This is a genomic window from Bifidobacterium callitrichos (assembly GCF_008698085.1).
Lineage (GTDB): Bacteria > Actinomycetota > Actinomycetes > Actinomycetales > Bifidobacteriaceae > Bifidobacterium > Bifidobacterium callitrichos.
In genome coordinates this window covers 570590-593614 of the sequence record NZ_RZJP01000002.1, presented here as the reverse complement: position 1 = coordinate 593614, position 23025 = coordinate 570590, and the positions used below count along the sequence as shown (strand labels likewise).

12 protein-coding genes are annotated in these 23025 nt (G+C 63.4%); 5 read left to right on the top strand and 7 right to left on the bottom strand.

Translation table 11 applies throughout. The features are described 5' to 3' along the window. Positions 1-50: 50 nt before the first annotated feature. The 4 genes from EMB92_RS06915 to EMB92_RS06900 form a co-directional block, all read right to left on the bottom strand. A complete protein-coding gene (locus EMB92_RS06915; RefSeq protein ID WP_190973596.1) occupies positions 51-1529 on the bottom strand; it encodes an FAD-dependent oxidoreductase in 1479 nt (492 codons plus the stop codon). 409 nt (positions 1530-1938) lie between these two features. Continuing rightward, complete coding sequence (locus EMB92_RS06910; RefSeq protein WP_150394317.1) at positions 1939-4164, bottom strand: HAD-IC family P-type ATPase; 2226 nt, start codon at positions 4162-4164, stop codon at positions 1939-1941. Positions 4165-5220: 1056 nt separating this feature from the next. Further along, entirely contained in the window at positions 5221-6348 is a 1128-nt protein-coding gene (locus tag EMB92_RS06905) for an ABC transporter ATP-binding protein (RefSeq protein WP_043166197.1), read from the bottom strand. 374 nt (positions 6349-6722) lie between these two features. Beyond that, a complete protein-coding gene (locus tag EMB92_RS06900; protein ID WP_190973595.1) occupies positions 6723-7946 on the bottom strand; it encodes a glycosyltransferase family 2 protein in 1224 nt (407 codons plus the stop codon). Between the two features lie 112 nt (positions 7947-8058). On the opposite strand from EMB92_RS06900, the gene EMB92_RS06895 reads away from it, so the two are divergent. After that, positions 8059-8823 (top strand): LytR/AlgR family response regulator transcription factor, encoded by a 765-nt coding sequence (locus EMB92_RS06895; RefSeq protein ID WP_150394247.1) that lies wholly within the window; start codon positions 8059-8061, stop codon positions 8821-8823. A gap of 17 nt (positions 8824-8840) precedes the next feature. Further along, positions 8841-10214, top strand: coding sequence for a GHKL domain-containing protein (locus tag EMB92_RS06890; RefSeq protein WP_395951885.1), 1374 nt, complete (start codon positions 8841-8843; stop codon positions 10212-10214). 96 nt (positions 10215-10310) lie between these two features. Here EMB92_RS06890 and EMB92_RS06885 read toward each other — a convergent pair whose 3' ends face one another. Together EMB92_RS06885 and EMB92_RS06880 are read right to left on the bottom strand one after the other, a co-directional pair. Continuing rightward, positions 10311-10871 carry a GtrA family protein gene (locus EMB92_RS06885; protein WP_150394246.1) on the bottom strand — a complete coding sequence of 187 codons (561 nt, stop codon included), beginning with the start codon at positions 10869-10871 and terminating at the stop codon, positions 10311-10313. Beyond that, positions 10864-13494 carry a glycoside hydrolase family 3 C-terminal domain-containing protein gene (locus tag EMB92_RS06880; protein WP_150394245.1) on the bottom strand — a complete coding sequence of 877 codons (2631 nt, stop codon included), beginning with the start codon at positions 13492-13494 and terminating at the stop codon, positions 10864-10866. Before EMB92_RS06880 ends, EMB92_RS06885 begins: the two co-directional genes overlap by 8 nt. Positions 13495-13938: 444 nt before the next feature. Between EMB92_RS06880 and EMB92_RS06875 the strand changes: the two genes are divergently transcribed. Beyond that, positions 13939-15102, top strand: coding sequence for an ATP-binding protein (locus tag EMB92_RS06875; RefSeq protein WP_223847610.1), 1164 nt, complete (start codon positions 13939-13941; stop codon positions 15100-15102). Between the two features lie 315 nt (positions 15103-15417). After that, positions 15418-16794, top strand: a complete 1377-nt coding sequence (locus tag EMB92_RS06870) for an ATP-binding protein (RefSeq protein ID WP_223847609.1) — start codon at positions 15418-15420, stop codon at positions 16792-16794. A 165-nt stretch (positions 16795-16959) separates the two neighbouring features. On the opposite strand, the gene EMB92_RS06865 is transcribed toward EMB92_RS06870, so the two are convergent. Beyond that, positions 16960-19869 (bottom strand): glycoside hydrolase family 3 protein, encoded by a 2910-nt coding sequence (locus EMB92_RS06865; RefSeq protein WP_150394243.1) that lies wholly within the window; start codon positions 19867-19869, stop codon positions 16960-16962. Between the two features lie 513 nt (positions 19870-20382). Between EMB92_RS06865 and EMB92_RS11700 the strand changes: the two genes are divergently transcribed. Further along, positions 20383-22917, top strand: coding sequence for a serine/threonine-protein kinase (locus EMB92_RS11700; protein ID WP_223847608.1), 2535 nt, complete (start codon positions 20383-20385; stop codon positions 22915-22917). Positions 22918-23025 lie beyond the last annotated feature (108 nt).

Here is a 23025-nt window from a genome sequence, read left to right as displayed (position 1 = left end):
AGCCACAGGGGCACACCATCGGCGGATCCTATAGGATCAGAGCGAACAGATCAGGCGAGGGCGAGCTCGCGCATCTGGTCGGGTTCGACGACCTTCTTGTGCTCGCGACCCTCCTTGGCGCCCTCGGCGCGTTCGAAGGCGTCGACCTTCTTCCAGCCGGCGAAGTCGATCGGCTTGATGCCGCGCTCGGCGAGCAGTCGATCGATCGACTCGGGGTCGCGATCGGCGGCCACGCGACCACCCTCCGCGGCCTTGGCGAGGTCCTCGAGCATGTTCGTGACGATCGCGAGCGCGTCGGACTTGGTCGAGCCGATCAGGCCAACCGGTCCGCGCTTGGCCCAACCGGTGGCGTACAGGCGCTCGCGCACCTCTCCCCCATCGGCCTCGGTGGTGATGCGGCCGTCGCCATTCGCGTTGGCGAGGTGCGCGCCGTGCTCGTCGTAGGCGATGCCGGGCGCCTCGGCCGGCTTGTAGCCGATCGCGTGGTACACGGCCTCGACCGGGTAGTCGGTGAACTCTCCGGTGCGGTGCATCTTGCCGTCGGCGCCGGTTTCGGTGCGCTCGACACGGATCGCCTTGACCTTGCCGTCAGACCCAAGGATCTCGGTGGGGGCGGAGTTGAAGTGGACGTAGTACTTGCGGTCGGCCGGGTTGCCTTCGAAGTCGACGTCGCCGTCGTCCTCCATGTCCTCGGCCATCTCGCGGATGGCGAACAGCTCCTCGACCATCTGGCGGGTGAGCTTGTCCTGACCGGCGACCTCGATGGTCTCGTCGTCCAGTTCGAAGTCGTCCTCGTTGATGATGAGCTGCACGCCGGGCAGCTTCTCCATCTCGCGCAGCTCCTGCACGCTGAACTTGGCCTGGGCCACGCCACGGCGGATGAACAGGTGCAGCACCTTGGCCTTGTTGTTCTGAATGCCTTCGTAGACGTTGTCCGGAATGTCGGTCTTGGCCTTCAGGTCGTCGGCATTGCGCATGAGCTCACGCGCGACGTCCATCGCGACGTTGCCGCCGCCGATCACGGCGACGTTCTCGGCCGTCAGCGGCCATTCGCGCGCACCCGTGGGGTAGCCGTCATACCATTCGACGAACTTGGCCGCGCCGTACACGCCGTCGAGGTCGGCGCCAGGGATCGTGAGCGGCTTGTCCTTGACCGCGCCGGTAGCGAAGAGCACGGCGTCGTAGCGCGCGAGCAGGTCGTCGAGCGTCACGTCCTTGCCGAATTCGACGTCGCAGTACAGGTGGATGTCCGGGTTGTCGAGGGTCTTCTCAAGTGCGGACGCGATGAACTTGATGGACGGATGGTCGGGGGCCACGCCGTAGCGGACCAGGCCGAACGGCACCGGCAGCTTCTCGAACAGGTCGATGCGGGCCTCGGTACCGAGACCGAGTTCCGTGCCGAGCTTCTTGAGCTGGCGAAGGAAGATGTCGGAGGAGTAGACGCCGGCGGGGCCGGCGCCGATCACGGCGATGCGCAGTTCGTTCGCAGTGTTCGCGGTGTTTTCAGCAGTATTCGAAGATTCAGTCACGCCTTACAGGGTATCGCAGGCCGGCGAATCGCGGAAGAGCCGTCTTCCTCACATTTCTTAGGCACTTTCTGCATTTCTTAGGCAGGTCATTCAACGAATCAATCGGATGCCACCTTGGAAAATGGCCACTTTAAGCCGACACTTGACCGCCAGCACAACGGCCACCTGCCTAAGAAATGCAAAATATGCCTAAGAAATGAGCCGCGAAGGTGCGGACACGGCCCAAAGGCGATCACGCGAGGATGCGGTCGATGAGCAGCCGCCATTCCTCGACCAGATCGATGTGCTCGAGGTCATGCAGCCATCGCATCTGGATGCCGTCCATCGCGGCAAGCGCCTGACGCATGACGCACGTATCCTATGGCTGATGTTGGGCGGCGAAACCGAATGCCGGATGGGTGCCGATTCATCAGTCGCGATCGATGACGGCGGTCAGGGCCCAGAGAATGCTCACCACGTCGATGCCCTCCTGCAGGAAGGCGCCGACGACGACCGGGATCAGGTCGAACGCGGCCGCGACCATGCCGACGACGGCGAGCGCGAGACCGAGGATCACGGCCTGAAGCATCACGCGCCTGGTGCGCCGTGCGATGGCGATCGCACGCGGCACGGCGGCGATGTCGTCGTTCATGATGATGACCTGAGCCGATTCGGACGCGGCGGTGGACGTGCCGTCGGTCATCGCGACGCCGAGGTCGGCGACGGCGAGCACCGGCGCGTCGTTCACGCCGTCGCCGACCATCATCGTGACAGGCGAGTGGGCGTCATGCACCGCGGCGACCTTGTCCTCGGGGAACAGTTCGGCGTGGACCTCGTCGATGCCGACCTCGCGGGCGATGATCTCGGCGGAGGCGCGCTTGTCGCCGGTGAGCATCGTCAGCTTCTCGACCCCCAGCGCGTGCAGACCGGAGAGCGTCTCACGCGCGTTGGCGCGCGGCACGTCTCGCAGCACGATGCGTCCGATGAGATACCCGTCGACAGACACGTACGAGGCCATCTCGTCCGCCGCGAGCGTGCCGAAGCGAGTACGGCGCAGGCCGGCTTGGGCATCGGCCGAGGCGTCGGACGGGCCAGCCGCGGCGAGTGCTGACGGCTGCTGCACCCCCAAACCAAGACCCGAACCAAGACCGGCCCCAGACCCGGTGGACAGGAAGCCATCGTCGCCGGCGGCCGCGAAGGAGAGTCGTCCGACGCGCACCGCATGGCCGTTGACCTCGGCGGCGATGCCCTTGCCCGCGATCTCCTCAACGTGCTTGACGACCGGATAATCACGGCCATGCCCCGCCCAGCTCGCCTCCGGTTCCGGGCAGTTGCGCTGTCCGGCGGCGTAGCGGGCGTGGAGGCGTTCGATCGCGTCGCGTCCGGCTGCGGCGATGCCCTTGGCGAGCACGTGCACCGAGTAGCTTTCGACCACGCCGGCGAACATCAGGACGTGGTCCTCGTCCAGTCGCGGGCGATGCCTTGCTGCGGGTTCATCGTCGTTGCCGGTGACCGAAGCGTGCACGGCGGCAGGCGTCGCCGGTGTCCCGGTGGCGACCTTCGTGCCATCGCCGTCGCCCTTCAGCAGTTCGACGCGCACGACCTGCGGCTGCTTGACGGTCAGCGTGCCGGTCTTGTCGAAGAAGATCTGCGTGACGCGCCCCAGCGATTCGAGGACATCCTGCGTTTTGATGAGGATGCCGGCGGCGGCGAGTCGCCCTGTTCCCGCGATGTACGCGACCGGCGCGGCGATGAGCAGCGGGCAGGGGGTGGCGAGCACGAGCACCTGCGCGAATCGCGTCGGGCTGCCGGATACCGCCCATGCCACGCCCGCGATGGCGAGCGAGAGCACGGTGAACGGCACGGCAAGTCGGTCGGCGGCGCGTACGACCGCGGGGCGTGATTCCTGAGCCTCGGAGACGAGCGCCATGATCCGCTGGTACTGCGAGTCGGCGGCGAGTTCGGTGGCGCGCATCGCGAGCGTGGTCGCGCCGTTCACCGCGCCGGACATGACGCGCGCGCCGGCGTACACCTCGCGCGGCACCGGTTCGCCGTTGATCGCGCTCAGGTCGAGCGTTGCGGAACCGGAGAGCAGCTCGCCATCGACTGGCACGGTCTCCCCCGGCAGCACGATGATCACGTCGCCGGGTTTCACCTGGTCGACCGGCACGGTGTTGAACCACGAGTCGCCGGTTCCCTCGCCGACGCCGGGCATGTTCGAGACGTGCGCGGTGCGCGGTGCGGCCTGAAGCAGTGCGTTCAGGTTGCCTTCGGCCTTCGATTGCGCGTATTCCTCGATCGCCTCGCCGGAGGTGATCATCAGGACGACGGCCCAGCTGGCCCAGTATTCGCCGACCGCGAGGGTGGAAAGCAGCGCCATCACGGCGAGCAGATCGACGCCGACCTGTCCGTGGCGGATGTCGTCGATCATGCCGCGCACAGTGTCGACGACCGTGTAGGCGACGAGCGCGACGACGATCCACTGGCCGATCGACGGGTCGGGCGGGAATGGCATCGCACTGGAGGAGGCCGCGCCGTCGCCGCTGCTCATACTCATGCGGGTTGCGAGGGCGCTCACCCAGGGCGCCGAACCCCACGGCTTCGCGTCCCACAACAATGCGATCGGGATCGCGGAGAGGATCACGACCGGCAGCATCGGCACACGTCGGCACAGGCGTATGACGGCAGCGAACAGGTCGCCGATGCGGCCGGAAATGGGTGCGGAGGTGAAGGAATCGTCGGAACCGGGGTGACCTGGCTTATCGGGGCGATCAGGGCGATTCCGATGGGAGGTATTGACGGTTGACTTGGGGCCTGTTGCGTTGGCGCCGGTTATGTTGCCATGCGGTGCGTTTGTTGCGTTGCCGCTGCTATTGCCGTTAAGTCGGCTCATCGTTTTTCCTTAGGCTGGTCAGGGCCGCACGGCTTCGTTGCTGGCAATCCCCCGGTATCGGATCGGATGGTTCGCAAACGTGCCGCACGGCGGTGCGGTCACGCCTTGTTAACCCATCGACGCATGTGCACGGCGGCTCCCGCTCAGCGGAGGCCAAGTGCATGCGATGCGCGCGATACACGGCGTAAAGATTCGTTATTCAGTTTTCGGAAGTTATGGTAACAACTCACAGTGACACCGCACACGGCGATACCGCCCCCTCCCACGCGATACCGCCTTCCCCCGCGGTGGCATACGCACCCTTTACGAGGTTCCGATTGCTCCTCCATCGCGCGGTCTGCACGCGCATGGCGCGGTGACTTTCCCATGACGCGGTGAGCCGTTTTCCATAAACCGCATGATTCCGCCGTTTTGCGTCACCGCATCATGGGGATTTCACCACTTCATGGGAAAGACACCGCGCGATGGCACCGGGAACCACACCATGGGAAACCGCGTCAGGGGCACCCCTTGGGAGACAGGGACACCCCACGGAAACAGGGACACCCCACAGGAAACATGGGCGCCACACCGCAACGCAGCGCAGCGCGACATAACACCAACATCGCGCGCAAAAAGAAGCCCCGCAACATAGCGGGGCTTCTTCAACGAGACGGAATAGAGAGGAAGAGAGACGTCTCGTTTAATGGTTGACCGAACCAACAGCTGTTCGGCCAAGTCTGTAATCGGCAATCGCGAACCCGGCGGACACCGCCGGCCGGTCGCGCGGACCGAACCGACGGCAGTCAACTACCGGAAGCGATTGGCGTGGAGCCGGTCTCAGTTGAGGCGCAGCTCGGTGGACGGGGCGAACAGGTGCATCTTGGCCGGATCGATCTTGATCTTGACGGTCTCGCCAACCTTCGGCAGCGCACGCGGGTTCACACGAACCGTGGTGAGCTTGTTCTGGTCGGACATGACCTGGGCCTCCTCGGCGGCGGAGCCGTCGGTGATGATGTTGCCGTAGATGTAGCCGTCGGAGCCGAGGTCCTCGACGTTCACGACCTTCAGGGAGAAGGCGTTCGGGTCGTCGGCCGGAGCCAGGGAAGCGTCCTCCGGGCGGAAGCCGACGACGATCTTGCCGCCGTCCTCCGGGGTGAGCTTGTTGACGGCGTCGGCCGGCAGGTCCACGGTGTCCTCACCGATCTGGGCCTTGCCGTTGACAACCGGGTGCACGTTGATGTTCATCGACGGGGAGCCGATGAAGCCGGCGACGAAGACGTTGGCCGGGCGATCGTACAGCTCGGTCGGGGCGCCGACCTGCTGCAGGATGCCGAGCTTGATGACGGCGATGCGGTCGCCCATCGTCAGGGCCTCGGTCTGGTCGTGGGTGACGTACAGGGTGGTGACGCCCAGCTGACGCTGCAGAGCGGCGATCTGGGTACGAGTCTGGACACGGAGCTTCGCATCGAGGTTGGAGAGCGGCTCATCCATGAGGAAGACCTTCGGCTTACGCACGATGGCGCGGCCCATGGCGACACGCTGACGCTGACCACCGGACAGAGCCTTCGGCTTGCGGTCGAGGTACTCGGTCAGGTCGAGGATCTTGGCGGCCTCTTCGACACGCTTGCGGATCTCCTCCTTCGGAGTGCCGGCGATCTTCAGGGCGAAGCCCATGTTGTCGGCAACGGTCATGTGCGGGTACAGCGCGTAGTTCTGGAACACCATGGCGATGTCGCGGTCCTTCGGCTGCATGGTGGTGACATCCTTATCACCGATCAGGATGCGGCCCTTGTTGACCTCCTCGAGGCCGGCCAGCATGCGCAGGGTGGTGGACTTACCACAGCCGGAGGGGCCGACCAGAACGAGGAACTCGCCGTCCTTGATGTCGAGGTTGAGATCATCCACGGAGGGCTTGTCGTTGCCCGGGTAGATACGAGTGACGTGGTCGAAGATAACTTCTGCCATTGTTCATCCTTTCAGAGGCAGGTACGTGCCTCACGATCCGTTGTAAAGGGATTACTGGTTGCTTTACTTACTGTGCTTTGATCCGTTCGTCACCTTCCGCCGCATCACTGCAACATCCGGTAAACCGCAAACCTCGGCGTTTACTTATTGCGGACCCTCCGGACTCCTCCGTCGAGCCTGCGCTTCACTATACACGGTCTGACGACCAAATCAAGGAAAGCGCTTTCGCAAGCGTTTTATGCAAGGATCACGGCGTGTCGCACACAAGGAATCGACTACACCGCGTGATGCGAATCACACATCACGCCAAACACCGGTTAACATCAATCCGACCCGACCGAACCAGTCGAACCGACCCGGATGCCCTGAGCCGTTCAATCCCGCTGACGCTCCTCGACTGCATTCTGCATCGCATCGACCCACTGGATGCGCATCTGACGCCAGTCCTCGCGCATGTCGCGGAACAGATCGGACAGCGACGGCTTCTCGCCCTGCTCGTCCGACTCGTCCTTCCCCGTCGAATCGACTGACCCCGCACCGGATGCGACGGAGGCACCGGAAGCGCCCGGCCGAGCCGGCACGGCGCCCACCGGCACCGCCGCTCCCTCGACCAGCCCGTTCACCCCGTTGGAGACGGCCAGCTTCAGGATGCCGAGCAGTTCGAGCAGTGCGTCCGGGATCGTCTCGCTGTCGTCCTTCTCGACGTCGTTGCGCAGTCCGTCGATACGCCGGCGCAGGGCGTCCGCGTCCTCCGGGTCGATCTTGAGACCGGCGATCAGCGACTGACGCATCGTCTCGTAGTCGAGGTTCGCGAAGAAGTTGAGCTGCTGGAGCTTCATGAACCCCTTGAGCTCGGGGAAGCGCTCGTCGATGTACTCCTCGCGATCGTCGGCGGCCTTCATCCAGTCGCGCATGAGCTTGGGGTCGGCGGTGGCGGTGATCGACCCGCCGCGCATGCGGTAGTGGTAGAGCACCTCGGGGATGCGCACGACGCGCGTGGCGGCGCCGATCACGTTGCAGATGCGCGAGAGATCCTCGATCTTGCGGCCCACTGGGAACGAGAACCCCGTGCCCTGATAGGTCGACGCGGGCGCGAGGAACGCCCAGAAATAGCCGTCGATCTCCGCCTTGACCTGCATCTTGATCGTCTCGACCGGCGTGAGCACCTGCACCTGATCGAAATCGTTGTGACGGTAGTCGGACAGCAGCGTCCTGCCGGACTCGGAGATCGTGTCGAACTTGAACATCACGAGGTCGGCGTCATACTTGCGCATCGCCCTGAGACAGTCCTCCACGAGGTTCGGCGCGATGGCGTCGTCGGAGTCGACGAAGTAGATGTAGTCGCCGGTGGCATGCGCGATGCCGGCGTTGCGCGCGTCGGACAGGCCGCCGTTGGGCTTGTGGATGACGCGTACGCGCGAGTCGCGTTCGGCCCATGCGTCGCACATCGCTGGGCATTCGTCGGGCGATCCGTCGTCGACGAGCAGGATCTCCAGATTGCGGTAGGTCTGCGCCGTCACGCTCTCGACGCATGTGTCGAGGAACCGCGCGACCTTGTAGATCGGGATGATGATGCTGACCAACGGCTCAAGTTCCATGCGCACCAGAGTAACGCCCCGAAGCGAACGAACGGTGAAATTAGGCAGATTTCGTGATCCCACCGATACAATCGAAGCGTAGGGATGCGAGGGATGCGCGAGGGAGGTTCGCATGCGCGAGATCCGTGTCGGGGTGGTCGAGGACGACGCCACCGCATGCCAGCAGGTGCTGGACTATCTCAACCGCTATCAGGCGGAAAGCCGGGACGGCGGGCAACCCGGCGACGGCGTGCGATTCACCGTGTCCGTGTTCGACGACGGCGAGAGAATCGTCGAACAGTACCGGCCGGTGTACGACATCCTGTTGCTCGACATCGAGATGAAGCGCATGGACGGCATGGAGGCGGCGCGTCGAATTCGCGAGCGCGACGATTCGGTCGTGATCGTGTTCATCACCGCGGCGCCGCAGTACGCGATCAACGGCTATCAGGTGGGCGCGCTGTCGTATCTGTTGAAACCGGTGCCGTGGTTCGCGTTCAAGCAGGAGATGAAGCGGTCGATCGACATGGTGCGCCGGCGCGCGGATGAGGCGATGCTCATCGACGCGGGTGGTCGTCAGCAGCGTCTGGAGCTGGCGGACGTGCTCTACGTGGAGTCGATCCGGCACACGATCATCATCCACACGCTGAACGGGAAGCTGTCGGTGACGGGCACGCTCAAGTCGTTCGAGGAGCGGCTCGAGGCGCGTGACTTCTTCCGCTCGAACTCGTGCTATCTGGTGAACCTGCGACATGTGCGCGGCATGGAGGATCAGGACTGCGTGATGTCGAACGGCGAGCGCCTGCGCGTGAGTCGCCCGCGCAAGAAGGCGTTCATGACCGCGCTGGCCGAGTACATGGGCGGCACCGGCGCAACCGGCAGGACCGGCGGCATGTGACGGACAGCCTGATGCACATGATGGACACGATGAACACGATGAACACGATGAACACGATCACGAACGCCCTGCCGGACATCCCGCGCCTGTATACGGCGGCGTGCGAATGGCTGGCGTGCGTCATGTACCTCGCGGTGATCCACCGCCGCGTGCCGATGCGCCGCACGGTCGCGGTCGCGTCGATCGGTCTGCCGGCGATGATCGCGATCCAGTATTTTGACGGCATGATGCCGATCTGGTTCTGGATCATCGGCATGCTGCTCGCGTTCGGCGGCATGTTCGCGATCGTGCTTCTGGGGGCCGGCACCGGCAAGCGCGAAGGCCTGTACATCGGGGCCCGCGCGTTCGTGCTCGCGGAACTGGTGGCGTCCTTGCACTGGCAGTTGGCGACGTTCCTGCGCGCGGCCGCCGGAGTCGACGATCCGCCGCAATGGGTGTCGATCTCGGTCTCCCTCGTGACGCTGATCGCCGTGTACGCGGTGTGCTTCTGCGTCGCGTGGCTCGTGGAACGCGGCAATTTCAGCCGTGACGAGCCGACTACCGTGACCCCGCAGCTGGCGGTGGGCACGGTGGCGATCACGCTGGTCACGTTTGCGATGAGCAATCTGAGTTTCGTCTCGACGAACACGCCGTTCTCCGGGCGCATCGGTCAGGAGGTGTTCTACATCCGCACGCTGGTCGATTTCTGCGGTTTCGCGATTCTGTACGCGCAGCAGGAGCAGGCGCGTCGGCTCGCGGCGAACATGGAGCTCGCCTCGATCAACGCGCAATTGGAGAGCCAGCATCAGGAGTATCTGGCGTCGAAGGAGAATCTCGAGTCGATCGGACGGCTTGCGCATGATCTCAAGCATCAGATCGCCGCGTTGCGTGCGGAGGTCGATCCGCAGCATGCGGCGGCCGGATTCGAGCAGCTGGAGCGATCCGTGGCGGAGTACAGCGCGCAGCAGCACACCGGCAATCCGGTGCTCGACGTGATTCTGACGACGAAGACGCGCGCGTGCGACGAACGCGGCATCACGTTCACCGCCGTGGCTGACGGGTCGCTGCTCGCGAAATCGAACATGTCGTCGATGGACATCGCCACGCTGTTCGGCAACGCGCTGGACAACGCGATCGAGGCGACGTCGCGGCTCACGGACCCTCAGCAGCGGCTGATCCGCCTCGCCCTGTACCGGCAGGGCGCGTTCACGGTGATCCGCGTCGAGAACTACTTCGACGATTCGACGCCGCTGAGCCGTGACGCGGCCGGCAACCTACGCACCACGAAACAGGACAAGTCGCGGCACGGGTTCGGCGTGAAGTCGATCCGACACATCGCCGCGCAGTACGGCGGCGAGGTGTCGATTCACGCCGAGGACCACTGGTTCACCTTGACCGTCCTCATTCCGTGAACAGTAGTCGGCCCCCTCTGACGAGGGGGCTGTCAGCGCCAAGCTGACTGGGGGAGAGATCCCCCGTGAGCCAGAAAACGGGTCACCCGACTGACCCTACTTGCCCTTGGGCATGATCCAGAACTTGAGGATCGGGTAGCTGACGACCACGGCGAGCAGCGTGTTGACGATCGAGGCGATCGTGCCTGCGATGCCGGCGTTCATGCCCCAGCCCTGGCACAGCGCGGTCACGTAGCCGGGCAGCACGAGATTGACGACGACGATCACCACGGCGAGGATCGCATACTTCCATGCGGCGTTGCGGAAGCTGGAATCGGACTTGAACACCCACTTCATCTGCACGAAGAAGTTGACGACCTGCGCCAACACCTCGGCGGTGAGGAACGTGAGGAATCCGCCCAGACCGTTGCCGCTTTCCGGATAGTTGAAGATCAGGAAGTGGAACGGCGCGGTGAGTCCCAGCGCGCCGACGAACACCGCGGTGCCGATCCACGTGACCACGAATCGGGCGATCGTGGAGATGTTCGACAGCACGTTGAACAGGATGAACTCCCAGATGGTCGGGTGGGTGGCGATCCAGCGGCGGACCGGGCCCATCGCGGCGAGCTCGGCGGGTGTGGGGGCCTGCGTGGACGTGGGGTTCGTCGTATCACTCATGGTTCAGCTCCTTTGCGGTGCGCTTGTTGGCGGATTGGTTGCGGAAGTAGGCGGAGATCAGCGATCCCAAGCCACGGAACGTACGCCCGTTGCCGATCTTCACGATCGCGTCGACCATCGCGGAATCGACCATGCCTTGGGTCATCTTGCTCATCGCGCGCGGCGGCATGTTGAGGATGAACAGCGTGTTGAGGTCGGGCGCGCCCGTCTTCTCACGCACCGTGCGCTCGCGCTTCGCGAGCATGTTGGCGATGGTGCGCGCGACGAATCCGCGCGAATCGCCCCACGAGGAGATCGGATCGTTGACGCCGAGTACGGCAGGCTTGCCGGGGGCGATCACCTCATGTCCGAACAGCGCGGTCATTTCGGCGTCGGTGACGTGCTTGACGTCGCCGTTGAGGTAGTGGCCGAGCGCGGGATCGGCGACGGATTGGAACGCGGCCGCCTCGGGGGCGATGATCGGCATGCCGAACAGCATGCCGTCGGAGTGCGCTTCGGCGTCGCCGTTCTCGGGAAGGGCGATCGTGCAGGTCACGCTCAGCGGCAGGGTTTTGGCGTCCGGGCCGACGGCGATCGTCCAATCGCCCGCTTCGACGCGCCACTCCCCCGCGCCGGACGTGCCGGACGGACCGGCAGCGGCGGCGAAATGGCGGAACGTGTAGCGGTCGAAGGCGATGCGCACGGTCCTCGTCTCGTGCGGCGCGAGCGCGACCTTCGTGAATCCCTTGAGCTCGCGCACGGGACGCAGCACGCCGGACGCAGCTGTCTGTCCAGACACCGCCGATCGCGACGGGCCGCTCACATACAGCTGGACGACGGTCGAGCCGGGCACGTCGGAGTCGTTGGTCACGGTGACGTCGATGCCGGAGCCGTCGGAGGCGAGCGCGATCGCGTCGTACGTGAACGTGGAGTAGGACAGGCCGTAGCCGAACGGGAAACGCACCGGAACGCCGGCGGTCTCGTAGTAGCGGTAGCCGACGAACGGGCCCTCGCGGTAGATCGCGTCGCGGCCGACGGCCGGATACCAGCCGGCGGACGGGCAGTCGTCGTAGCGCAGGGCCCACGTTTCGGCGAGATGGCCGGACGGGTTGACCTCGCCGGCGAGCGCGCGCACGGTGGCGGATGCACCGGCCTGGCCGGACAGGCCGACGTACAGGATCGCGGCGACGCTGTCATGCCAGGGCAGTTCGACCGGGGATCCGGCGACGAGCACGACGACGACCGGCTTGCCGGTGGCCGCGAGCACGGCGACCAGATCGTTCTGCGCCTGCGGGATCGCCATCGTGGAACGGTCGAGGCCTTCGGATTCACTGCGTTCGTCGAGGCCGACGACGGCGAGCGCGACGTCGACGTCCTCGCGGGAGGCGAGCGCGACGGCCTCGTCGATCAGGGTCTGGTTCGCGGCGCCCTGACGGTCGTAGCCTGCCGCGTAGCCGGCGACAGCGACGGACGGCGAGTCGGTGTCTGCGGCGGATTCCTGCGTCTTGAGCGCGTCCAGGATGTTCTCCTCGCACGTGGCGTTCACCTTCGACGAGCCGGAGCCTTGGAAGCGTGGCGTTTGGGCCATGTCGCCGATGACGGCGACGCGCGTGCCCGGCTTGAGCGGAAGGACGGGGGCGCCGGCTGTTCCAGCTGTTTCGGCTGTTCCAGCCGCAGTGATGGGCGCGTTCTTGAGCAGAACCATCGAGCCTTCGGCGACGCGGCGCGCGACCTCGTGGTGCGCGGCGGCGATGTCGTCCTTAAGCAGGTCGTCGCGGCCGACGCCGGTGGTGCGGATCAGTCGCGCGATCTTCGCGACCTCGCGGGCGCGGGCGTCGAGGTCCGCCTCGGAGAGCGTGCCGGCGGCGACCGCGCCTTCGAGCTCTCGCACGGAGGTGAGGCCGGGGCTGGGCATTTCCAGCGAACCACCCGCCTTGACGGCGGCGACGGCCGAGTTGGAGCCGCCCCAGTCAGAGACGACCATGCCGTCGAAGCCCCACTCGTCTCGCAGGATGTCCTGCAGGAGGTGCTTGTTCTCGTGCGCGTAGACGCCGTTGATCTCGTTGTAGGAGGTCATGATGGTCATAGGCTTGGCCTCGCGCACGGCGATCTCGAAACCGGTCAGGTAGATCTCGCGCATCGTGCGTTCGTCGATGACGGAGTTGGAGGCCTGGCGGCGCAGCTCCTGGCTGTTGACCGCGAAATGCTTCGGGCAGGCGGCCACGCCGTTCGACTGGATGCCGCGGATCAGGCCGGCGGCCATGCGCCCGGCGACGATCGGATCCTCCGAGTAGTACTCGAAGTTGCGGCCGCACAGCGGATTGCGCTTGATGTTGAGTCCGGGGCCGAGCAGCACGTTGACGTCGAGATCGTGCGCTTCGCGGCCGAGGGCCTCGCCCATCTCCTCGGCGAGGGCAGGATCCCACGAATTCGCGACCGTGCCGGCGGTCGGGAAGCAGGTGGCGGGCTTGGAGGCGCCGAGGCCGAGGTGGTCTCCTTCGCCGAGCTGGCGGCGCACGCCGTGGGGTCCGTCGCTCATGACGAAGCTGGGGATGCCGGCGCGGTCGTTGCCGCGCGAGTCCCATTCGGATCCGCCGGAAAGCATCGCCGCCTTCTCGGTCACCGAAAGCTCTTCGAGTTCCATATCGTTTTTCTCCTGTACGCCGTTGCACGGTTCGCTTGTTGTCTTCGATTCAAGCAGGTTTGCGGCCGATGAGTTCGCCCCCGCACACAACCTGTCGTTTCCCCCGCATGAATGGCTCTGTACGAGTCTGCGCGTCTCTGCGCGACAGACATGCTGCGTCTAGTTCGAGCGGATGAGTGATGGTATGTCCTGAGGCATGGTTGAGAGGGAATCACTCCTCCCTCAACTGCGCAAAGGGCATTTTTCAGGTTGAGGGAAGGGGATTTCCCGCACCCGACCTGATGAAACCGCCTTCTACGGGCTTTCCTATGTCAATGCTGTGGTTTTTTCTATGTCAATGTTATGGTAATCTCTATATCAAGGCTGTGGTAATTCCTATGTCAACGTTATGACGATCCATATGATTGCGACGGGAGGTTCCCCATCATCATGATTCCCCGATTGATGTCCGAACAAGTGAAACGATCGGCAACATGGCTCCCCGTCGTATCCGTCACCGGCCCACGGCAAAGCGGAAAATCCACGTTGGTACGCAGCGTTTTCCCTGAATACGACTACTTGAACCTTGAGAATCCCGAACTGCGCAACAAGGCCAACGCCGACCCGATCAGCTTCATCAAAGACCGCCAGCCGCCGCTGATCATCGATGAAGCCCAATACGCACCCGACCTGTTCTCCATGATTCAGGTGACCGCGGATGACATAGGCAAACCGGGACAGTTCATTCTCTCGGGATCGCAGAACTTCCTGCTGTTGAAGCAGATCAAACAGTCTCTGGCCGGGCGAGTCGGAGTGCTGAGACTGTTGCCGCTCTCCTACGCGGAGGCGGTACGGGCGAATCCAGCCATGACGGTCGAGGAATTCATCATCACCGGCGGATACCCACACCTCCATGATGCCCATATCCCGCGAAGCATCTTCTTCGAAAGCTACCTCGGCAGCTATATAGAACGCGATGTCGCTGATTACCTTGACGTGCGCAACCTCACGGCCTTCCGCACATTCCTGCGCCTATGCGCACAACATGTGGGCGGGCTCATCCGGGAGACGTCGATGGCCAATGAAGCCGGTGTGGCATACCGCACCGTCAAATCATGGCTTTCCATTCTGGAATCGAGCTACATCACGTTCCGGCTGCCCCCATACTTCAGTAACCTCAACAAACGACTGACCAAAACGCCCAAGCTGTATTTCCATGACACCGGACTGCTCTGTCATCTCCTGCGCATCGAAACGATCCAGGACCTGCAGGAACACCCGCTGTTCGGCGAAATCGTGGAGAATCTGGTCATCAGCGAAACGGTCAAACGCTATTACAACGCGCTCAAGGTCCCGGAGCTGTATTTCTACCGGGACGACAGCAAAATCGAGGTCGACCTCATCGACTGCACGCATTCGCAGACCAAGCCGGAACTCATCGAAATCAAATCGGGGCGCATGTATCACGACCGTTTCGCGAAGCACCTACGCTCCATCGGCTCGCTGCTGAACGTTCCCAACGACCACAGAACGGTCGTCATGCGCACTGAAGGCGTCTACCACGACCACGACATCACCGTCAGCGGTCTCAAGGACTTTCTTCTGCGCGAAGAGACACCCATCGGATAATCGGCTGAAATCCTTCTGTCCCTGCAGAAACCACAAGAGTCGGAATCGGCCAGCGGCCACGGTCTCTCCCGTCGACCACCTTCAGCGGCCACCTCGTACTGCAATTATGGACACACTACAGAACGGTTCAACAGTCCACCATGCGATTGCAGACGCTGCGTACAAATGGCAACGACCAGAACCGCCGTAAAAGACCCAAAATGTAACTTCTCAATAATTTTGAGAAGCTATCACCTAAACTTCTCAAAATTCTTGAGAAGTTGTAGTATTGGGTGTTGTAGAAACCTGCTGACTATCGATGACGGGAGGAACCCGATGGTTCCCGATAATCCACGCGAATCGTATGCCATGCTGGTGAGGGAGGCCATGCGCTTCGGCTTCCCCCTGCCGTTGCGACGGGATGATGTCATCCGCAAGCTGGACGAGCCCGCCGCATTCAACATCGTGCACATCATCACCGGCATCCGCCGTTGCGGCAAGACGTTCTACCTGTTCCAGAAGATCCGCGATCTGCTCGACGCCGGCGTGCCGCGCGACCGCATCCTCTACTTCAACTTCGCCGACGATCGCCTCCAGCCGATGCTGGACACGGTTCTGGACGACATCGTCAACGAATATTGGCGTCAAGTCCCCGAAGCCCGACGCGACGGCGCATACCTGTTTCTTGACGAAGTGCAGGAATGTGCGAACTGGCAGGGATTCTGCCAACGCATCGCGGAGCATGAGCGTGTGACGCTCGTCATTACCGGATCATCGTCGAAACTATCCAGCGACGAAATCGCCACGAACTTCCGCGGCCGTTCGCATCCGCACGAGATGTCGCCATTGTCGTTCCGTGAATACTGTGAGTTTCACGGTCTCGCCGTACCGGATCCGGCCGTCATGTCCGCCGCCCCCGTGTTCTCGCCACAGGAAACCACCGATTTCGAAGGCGCTTACGAACGGTATCTGGTCACCGGCGGGTTCCCCGGAGTACAGCGGCTTGACACCCCCGACCGCATCGAGATGCTGCAAAGCTACATGCGTGACGTGGTCGCGCGCGACGTCGCGGAACGGTTCGGGCGTGAGAACATCGCGATGGCGACGCAGACCGCACTCTACCTGCTGCGCAACACCGCGTGCGAACTGTCCGTGAACTCGCTGGTCGCGGCGTTGAAAGACAACGGCTGGAAAGTGTACTGGGACAAGGTCAACACACTGCTGGAACTGTTCAGGCAGGCATATCTGATCCACGAACTGCCCGAATACACCACCTCACTCAAACCGAACAGCACCGGCGTGCCGAAAGTATACGCAATCGATCAGGGCATGGTCTATGCCGTGTCCCGCGCGAATCAACAGGATCTCGGCAAACGGCTGGAAACGGCCGTGTTCTGCGAGCTGCGACGGAGGACGGCCGGACGGCGCACGGAAGCGGTTACGTCGTACACCATGCCCGGTTCCAGACAGGAGAAGGTCGATTTCCTCGTCGGTGACGCGTTGGCGGCAGAGCCGTATGCGCTCTATCAGGTGACAGCCCAGATGACGACGGAGAAGACCCGTAAGAGGGAAATCGGATCGCTGACCACGGTCATGCAACGCACCGGTCTCGACTCGGGCGCGATCCTGACTATGCACGACGAGGAGACCATCGACACTGAATCCGGCATCATACACATCATGCCAGCGTGGAAATGGGCACTGATGCAATGACGCACGCGTGACGCATGCAAGGCTCAATGACGGCAACCTCTCGCTAACGGGGGCGTCTGCGAGAGGTTGCTGTCATGAGGTGACGGGGATGGCTCGGTGACGGCAAGTCGGAAGACTCAGACGAGACATCCCCGATTGCCCGTTAGCGGGCGGTTCCGGTCGGGGCTACTCGGCCTCGGTCACCGGCGCGACGGTCGCGGCCTTGCGGCGGGCGAGGAAGCGGCGGATGGCGAGGAACTCGAGACCGATCACGAGGATGGCGGTCACGCCCCAGACGGCGTACATCGCGGTCTTCCACATCGGGGTGGCGACCTTGGGCTCGCCGTTCTCGTACATCCAGCTGTTGGCCACGGTGTAGAGGATGTTGTGGCTGGCCTGACGCATCGCCTTGACGGAGGTGGCGGACTTGTCGGTCACGTGGTTGGTGGTCACGGTGGTGGCGAGCATGGAATCGTTGCCGTTGCGAATCTCCTGATCGGCGTCCTGGTATCCGCGACCACGGAAGTAGTCGGTGAGTACGAAGCCCTGGAAGCCCCATTCGTCACGAAGAACGGTGTTGAGCAAGTTGGATGAGGCTGCGGCGTAGGTCGGCCCCACGTAATTGAACGCGCTCATGACCGCCTGGGCTCCGCCTTCCTTGACGCTCATCTCGAAGGGGCGCAGGTAGGTCTCACGCATGGCCTGTTCGCTGACCCACGTGGTCAAGGTCATCGTACGGTTGGTCTCCTGCTCGTTCAGGGCGAAATGCTTCATGAAGGAGTACACGCCCTTCTCACGGGCACCGGCAATCTGCTGGGATGCCATCACGCCGGAGAGCAAGGTGTCTTCGGAGAAATACTCGAAGGTACGACCCGCATAGGCGTTGCGATGCAGGTTCATGGCGGGGGCATACCAGCCGGCCACATGCATATCGTGGGCCATGTCACCGATCATCTCGCCGAACTGCTTGGCGAGGTCACGGTTCCATGTGCAGGCGAATGCGGTGGAGGCCGGGAAGCCGATGGAGCCGATGCCGGTGAAGTTGTTGTTCAGCGAGGCCGGGCCGTCGGCGTCGGTCACCTGGATCTTGCCCACGGAGGTCACCGCCGGGGTGCCGTATCCGCCATTGGCGATCAGGGAATCCATATCGTCGAAGGTGAGCTGGTCGAGCAGCTGATCCCACTGCGGATCGTCATAGTCCTTGCCATACAGATCGGACAACTTGACGCCGTTCTTGGCACCGGTGGTCGGCATCTCGTCGGAATCGTCGTTATGCTCGGCCGGATCGTAGTTGCCGTTGTTGGTGTATTCGGACTTGATCTTGTCGGACATGCTGAAATCGCTCGGCGCGGCGGTGGCTTCGGCATAGTTGGCGAAATGATCGGCGCGGGAAAGATACGTCACGTCGCCTTCCGCGTTCTGGAACTGGTTCGTCGCCACGATCTTGTCACCGTTGTGGGTGTTGTCATCGCTGTCATAGGCGATGGTCTTGTCCACGCTCACGGTGGCGGAATCAATCACCTTGTGGGAGTCCGACTGCAGCGAAATCACGTAGTCACCCTGTTCCAGCACCCAGGATTTGGCGTCATGCTCGTCATAGGAGGCCATGTCGTCGTCATCGAACTCGATGCCGACGGTCTCGGACTCGCCCGGGGCGAGCTCCTTGGTCTTCTCGAAGGCCACCAGGTTCACGGACGCCTTCTCGATGCCGCCGTTGGTGTACGGCGGGTTGTAGTAGACCTCGACGACGTCCTTGCCGGCCTTGTCGCCGGTGTTGGTGACGGTCACGTCGAACGACACCTTGCCGTCCTTGTAGGAAACCTCGCCCATCTTCTGTTCGAAGGTGGTGTACGACAGGCCGTAGCCGAACGGATACTGCACCGTGTCGTCGTAATCGATGAGACCTTCGTCGGCGGCGGTCTCATAGAACTTGTAGCCCACGTAGATGCCTTCGGAGTAGTTCACGAATGTCGGGGAAACATGCAGCTTGCTGCCGGTGCGGTCGTCGATCACCTCAACGGCCAGATCGTCCACGTTGTCGTAGTCGAAGTCGCCGAAGTTGTTGGTGGACGGGTTCTTGGAGAGGTCCTTGAGGAAGGTGTCGGAGGTCTTGCCGGAGGGGTTGACGGCGCCGGCGAGCACCTCGCCGAGCGCGGAGAAGCCGGTCTGGCCGGCCGGCGGGCACCACAGCACGGACTTGATCTGCGGATAATCGTTCAGGAAGTCAAGCTGGAAGGTGTTGGCGCCGTTGTAGACGAGCGTGACCTTGCTGTAGTTCTTGGTGACCAAGTCGAGCATGTTGCGTTCGGTCTGGCTCAGCTGCAGGAAACCCTCACCAGCCTTGAAGTCCTCATAATCCTTGGAGTTGTTCGTATAGGTGATGCCTTCGGCCTTCATGTTCATCGGCAGGTCGGCGCCCTCGCCGCCGACGCGCGTGATGACGACCACGGCCTCATCGGAGAAGGACTTCGCTTCGGAGATCAGGGAATCGGAGTACTGGTCGGCGGGTACTTCCGGCAGGGTCCAGTCCTGCGCCCACATGCCGACTTCGGGGCGGTCCTTGCGGTAGTCGGTGTACAGCTTGGTCAGGTCGGCGTTGGTCTCGATGCCGGCCTGCTTGAGACCGTCCAGCAGGGATACCGTCGGGTACTGCTCGGACATGGAACCGGAACCTGTGCCTCCATAGACCGGATTAGTGGAACCCCAACCGAACACGTTCACCTTCTTCGAGGCGAGCGGCAGGTTGTCGTCATCGTTCTTGAGCATGGTGACGGCTTCGGCCTGCACATCTTTGGCAAGCTTGTTCGCCGCGGCAACCGTGTCATCGGACAGCATGTACTTCGTACTTGTAGCATTGTTGAGCAGAGTGGCCAACGGGCCGGAAAGCATCATCGAGACGGCCACGACGATGCCGACCAATGCCACCAGCCAGGATTCGGAATGAACGAGTTTGCGGCTGGCCACGGTCTTCACCGTCTTCTTATTGACGGCAATGGTGATGATGATGGCCAGTGCCAGCAGAATTCCTACGGCCACCAGATAGGGGATCACCGAATTGATGACTCCCATCACGTCGGCCATGTTGATCTGTAGCATGGTGATTCTCCTCCTTGATCCAGCTACGGTTCTCTTCGATTCCGACATGCCGGCATTTCGACACTTCCTTGTCGTCCTTGTCGTCGATGTCGTTGATTTGATTGTGCCTGAGCGGCGCAGACCTCATCGCCCGTCCAGCCCATCCTGTCATTTCGACCGCATATTCTGCTTCCGACCCTCAAGCGACAGCCCGTCAGACGCCATGTCGGACCGGACCGTATGATCCGGCCGGTACGTTCCCCGAGGCCATTGACGGCGATGCCACCGCCAACGTACGGTGACTCGGGCTCAGCGTACGTTCCCCGTGGCTATGAGGCTTCTACCACCCGTATTCGTACTCTGCCCGCCGGTAAGCATACGAATACGGGTGATACGACCGAGATAGCCCGGAGGAACGTACGGTGACCTGCCCTCAGCGTACGTCCTCCGGGATTACGGCCGAAAACACCACGAAGAACGTACGGTGGGCGGTTCCACGGAACGGGTTCCGTGGGACATGGATAGGATGGGGGTATGAGTGATGTGAACGCGTTGACCCTAGAGCCGGGCGAGGTGGTGGGCGGCTACACCCTCATCTCCCGTCTCGGTTCGGGCGCGATGGGATCGGTGTGGCGCGTCAGTGACGGCGGCGGTCAGGTGTATGCGATGAAGATCCTGCGCGATTCGCTGTCCGACGACTTCGCCGACGCCGATTCCGGCAACGGCGGCACCCCCGGCAACCGTCAGTCGGCACCGCAGGATCCGAATCTCAAGGAGCACGTCACCGCCCGCGAGCGCCTGCGCCGCGAGGCGATGGCCCTGAAGAAGGTCAATCACCCCGGCGTGTGCGGTATCGTCGACATGGAACTCGACGACGCGCTTGCGTTCATCGTCACCGAACTGATCGAAGGCCGGAATCTGCGCGACGACGTCGCCGCGAACGGCCGGTATGTGGGCGATGATCTGGAGCGTCTGGCCCGCAAGTTGATCGAGGCGGTGAAGGCCGTGCACGCGGCCGGCATCGTGCATCGCGACATCAAGCCGACGAACGTGATGGTGTCGGCCACCGGTCCGATTCTGGTCGATTTCGGCATCGCGATGGGCGAGGGCGAAAGCCACGTCACCCGTACGGGTCTGGTGATGGGTACGCCGGGGTTCATCGCCCCGGAGATCATCGAGGGCGCCGAATCGGACGAGGCGACCGACTGGTGGTCGGTGGCGTCCGTATTGGCGTTCGCCGCGATGGGCGAGCCGGTGTTCGGCACGAAGCCGATGATGGCGGTGCTGGAGCGCGAGGCGTCGGGCAACGCGAATCTCGCGGGTCTGCCCGCGCACACGATGACCGCGTTCCGCAGCGCGCTGAACCCTGATCCGACGAAGCGCTGCACGCCGGATCAGCTGCTGCATGCGATCGCGTTGGATGCGCTCAATCCCATGGGATGGGATGGCGCGAACGGCACGGACCCCACGAACGGGGTGATGCACCCTTTTGGTCGTGAGGATGCCGGACGCGGGGATACCGCTGGCATGGTCGCCAGTACCGGCGATGTCGTCAGCACGCGCACGCTGTGGCCGGGCGCGTCGGCGGATACGAACGCCACGGCGATTCTCAACGACACCGGTTCCAACGCTCTCGCCGCCACGCGCGCGCTGAGCCCGGAGCAGTGCACGGTAGCCCTGCCGAGCGATCGGCTCGGCCCGAACGACGTGCCCGGTCTGCTGACCCCTCCCCCGCCGCCGGTCGCGCCCGATGCACCCGGTTCGACCAGGGTGATGCCGGCCGTCGGTTCGCCCGAACCGTTCAATCCCCGCGACGGTATGACCGACAATCCCGCCGCCCGCCCCGCGTTGCGACGCATCGCGACCAATGCGAACCAACCTTCCGCCGACGCGCGTCCGATGCGATTCGCGCAGTCCGGACAGTTCGCACAGGTGTCGCCGTCGCGGCAGACGCCGAAACCCGCCGATCTTCCGCCGGCGTATGTGCCGCCGGTGAGCGCGAAGGCCACGCAGTCATCTCGTGCCGCCATGTCCACTCCGATGGACGATGATGCGACATCGAAAACCCAGATAATGCCTCCGAAGCCGCCGAAGGACGGCCCGGATTCCGGCCGTCCGCAACGCACCACGGTGATGCCGGTGGGTCAGACGACGCCACCGGTACGGCCCGGCCAGAGCATTCCTTCCCGTGTATCCTCCGAACCTGGCGTCTCGACGATTCCGCTGCATCCGGGCGGCCGGCAGGTTCCGCGTCCGGAACCGCTGTTCCCTCAGCCGATACAGCAGCCTCAGCCTCCCGTCAACCCCGCCGATCCGGAGCGCACCGCCGCCATTGAAGGCACAGTTCCCGAGTTCCTGCGCACGCCCGCGCAGGGCGCGCCGCAGAACATGCCTCCGGTGATGCCTCTGCCGATGGATCAGCGTCCAAACCAGTACAGCCAGTTCGGCCGATCCGGACTGCCGAATCACGCGAATGCTGCCGATCGGCTTCGCGGCCAGTACGTCAGTCACGGCGTGCTGCCGCTCGTGGTGATGATGGTCATCCCGATGATCGCGGCGGCGGTCTGGCCGGTTGCGGGACTCATCGCCGCGGCGCTGCTGTTCTGGCTGCTGTTCACGGTCGGCTACAGCGAGACCGCGCAGCTCGACCGCGAGTCGAAGCGCGGCGGCGAGCGCAAGGGGTCGGATTCGGCCCTGCGCATCGTGCAGCTGCCGTGGCATCTGGTCAAGGGGCTGGCCGCGACGATCGCGCGCACACTGCAGTTCGCGCTGCTTGACGTGCTGTGCATGGTGTTCGCCACGATCGCGCTCGATCTGCCGTGGCAGCAGGTGCCGATGCCGAACGGCTACTGGCCGTATCAGGTGCCGTGGCTGACCGATGTGGCGCCGTTCTCCGTGACGAATCTGGTTGCGGCGGGCGTGGCGGCGACTGCGTGGATCCTCACGTCGCTGTGGCCGTTCTCTGAGGCGATTCGTCTCGCCGCGGGCGCGATGCGCGGGCGATCCGTCGCCAATCAACCGACCAATCAGCCGGATCAGCAGTACCAGCCGAATCAGCCGAACGTGTAATTCACGCGAAATTCAATCGCCGGCATGCGATCAAGGCGGCATACGGGCTACACTTGCGACAAGATCGTCTGATATGTCTCGTATCGACATATCACGCTGCGGATCACA

Coding starts and splice junctions, on each gene's coding strand:
- EMB92_RS06910 (WP_150394317.1), bottom strand. CDS start 4,164: ATGCTGCCGGTCGTGATCCTCTCCGCGATCCCGATCGCATTGTTGTGG.
- EMB92_RS06905 (WP_043166197.1), bottom strand. CDS start 6,348: ATGGCAGAAGTTATCTTCGACCACGTCACTCGTATCTACCCGGGCAAC.
- EMB92_RS06900 (WP_190973595.1), bottom strand. CDS start 7,946: ATGGAACTTGAGCCGTTGGTCAGCATCATCATCCCGATCTACAAGGTC.
- EMB92_RS06895 (WP_150394247.1), top strand. CDS start 8,059: ATGCGCGAGATCCGTGTCGGGGTGGTCGAGGACGACGCCACCGCATGC.
- EMB92_RS06890 (WP_395951885.1), top strand. CDS start 8,841: ATGATGGACACGATGAACACGATGAACACGATGAACACGATCACGAAC.
- EMB92_RS06885 (WP_150394246.1), bottom strand. CDS start 10,871: ATGAGTGATACGACGAACCCCACGTCCACGCAGGCCCCCACACCCGCC.
- EMB92_RS06880 (WP_150394245.1), bottom strand. CDS start 13,494: ATGGAACTCGAAGAGCTTTCGGTGACCGAGAAGGCGGCGATGCTTTCC.
- EMB92_RS06875 (WP_223847610.1), top strand. CDS start 13,939: ATGTCCGAACAAGTGAAACGATCGGCAACATGGCTCCCCGTCGTATCC.
- EMB92_RS06870 (WP_223847609.1), top strand. CDS start 15,418: ATGGTTCCCGATAATCCACGCGAATCGTATGCCATGCTGGTGAGGGAG.
- EMB92_RS06865 (WP_150394243.1), bottom strand. CDS start 19,869: ATGCTACAGATCAACATGGCCGACGTGATGGGAGTCATCAATTCGGTG.
- EMB92_RS11700 (WP_223847608.1), top strand. CDS start 20,383: ATGAGTGATGTGAACGCGTTGACCCTAGAGCCGGGCGAGGTGGTGGGC.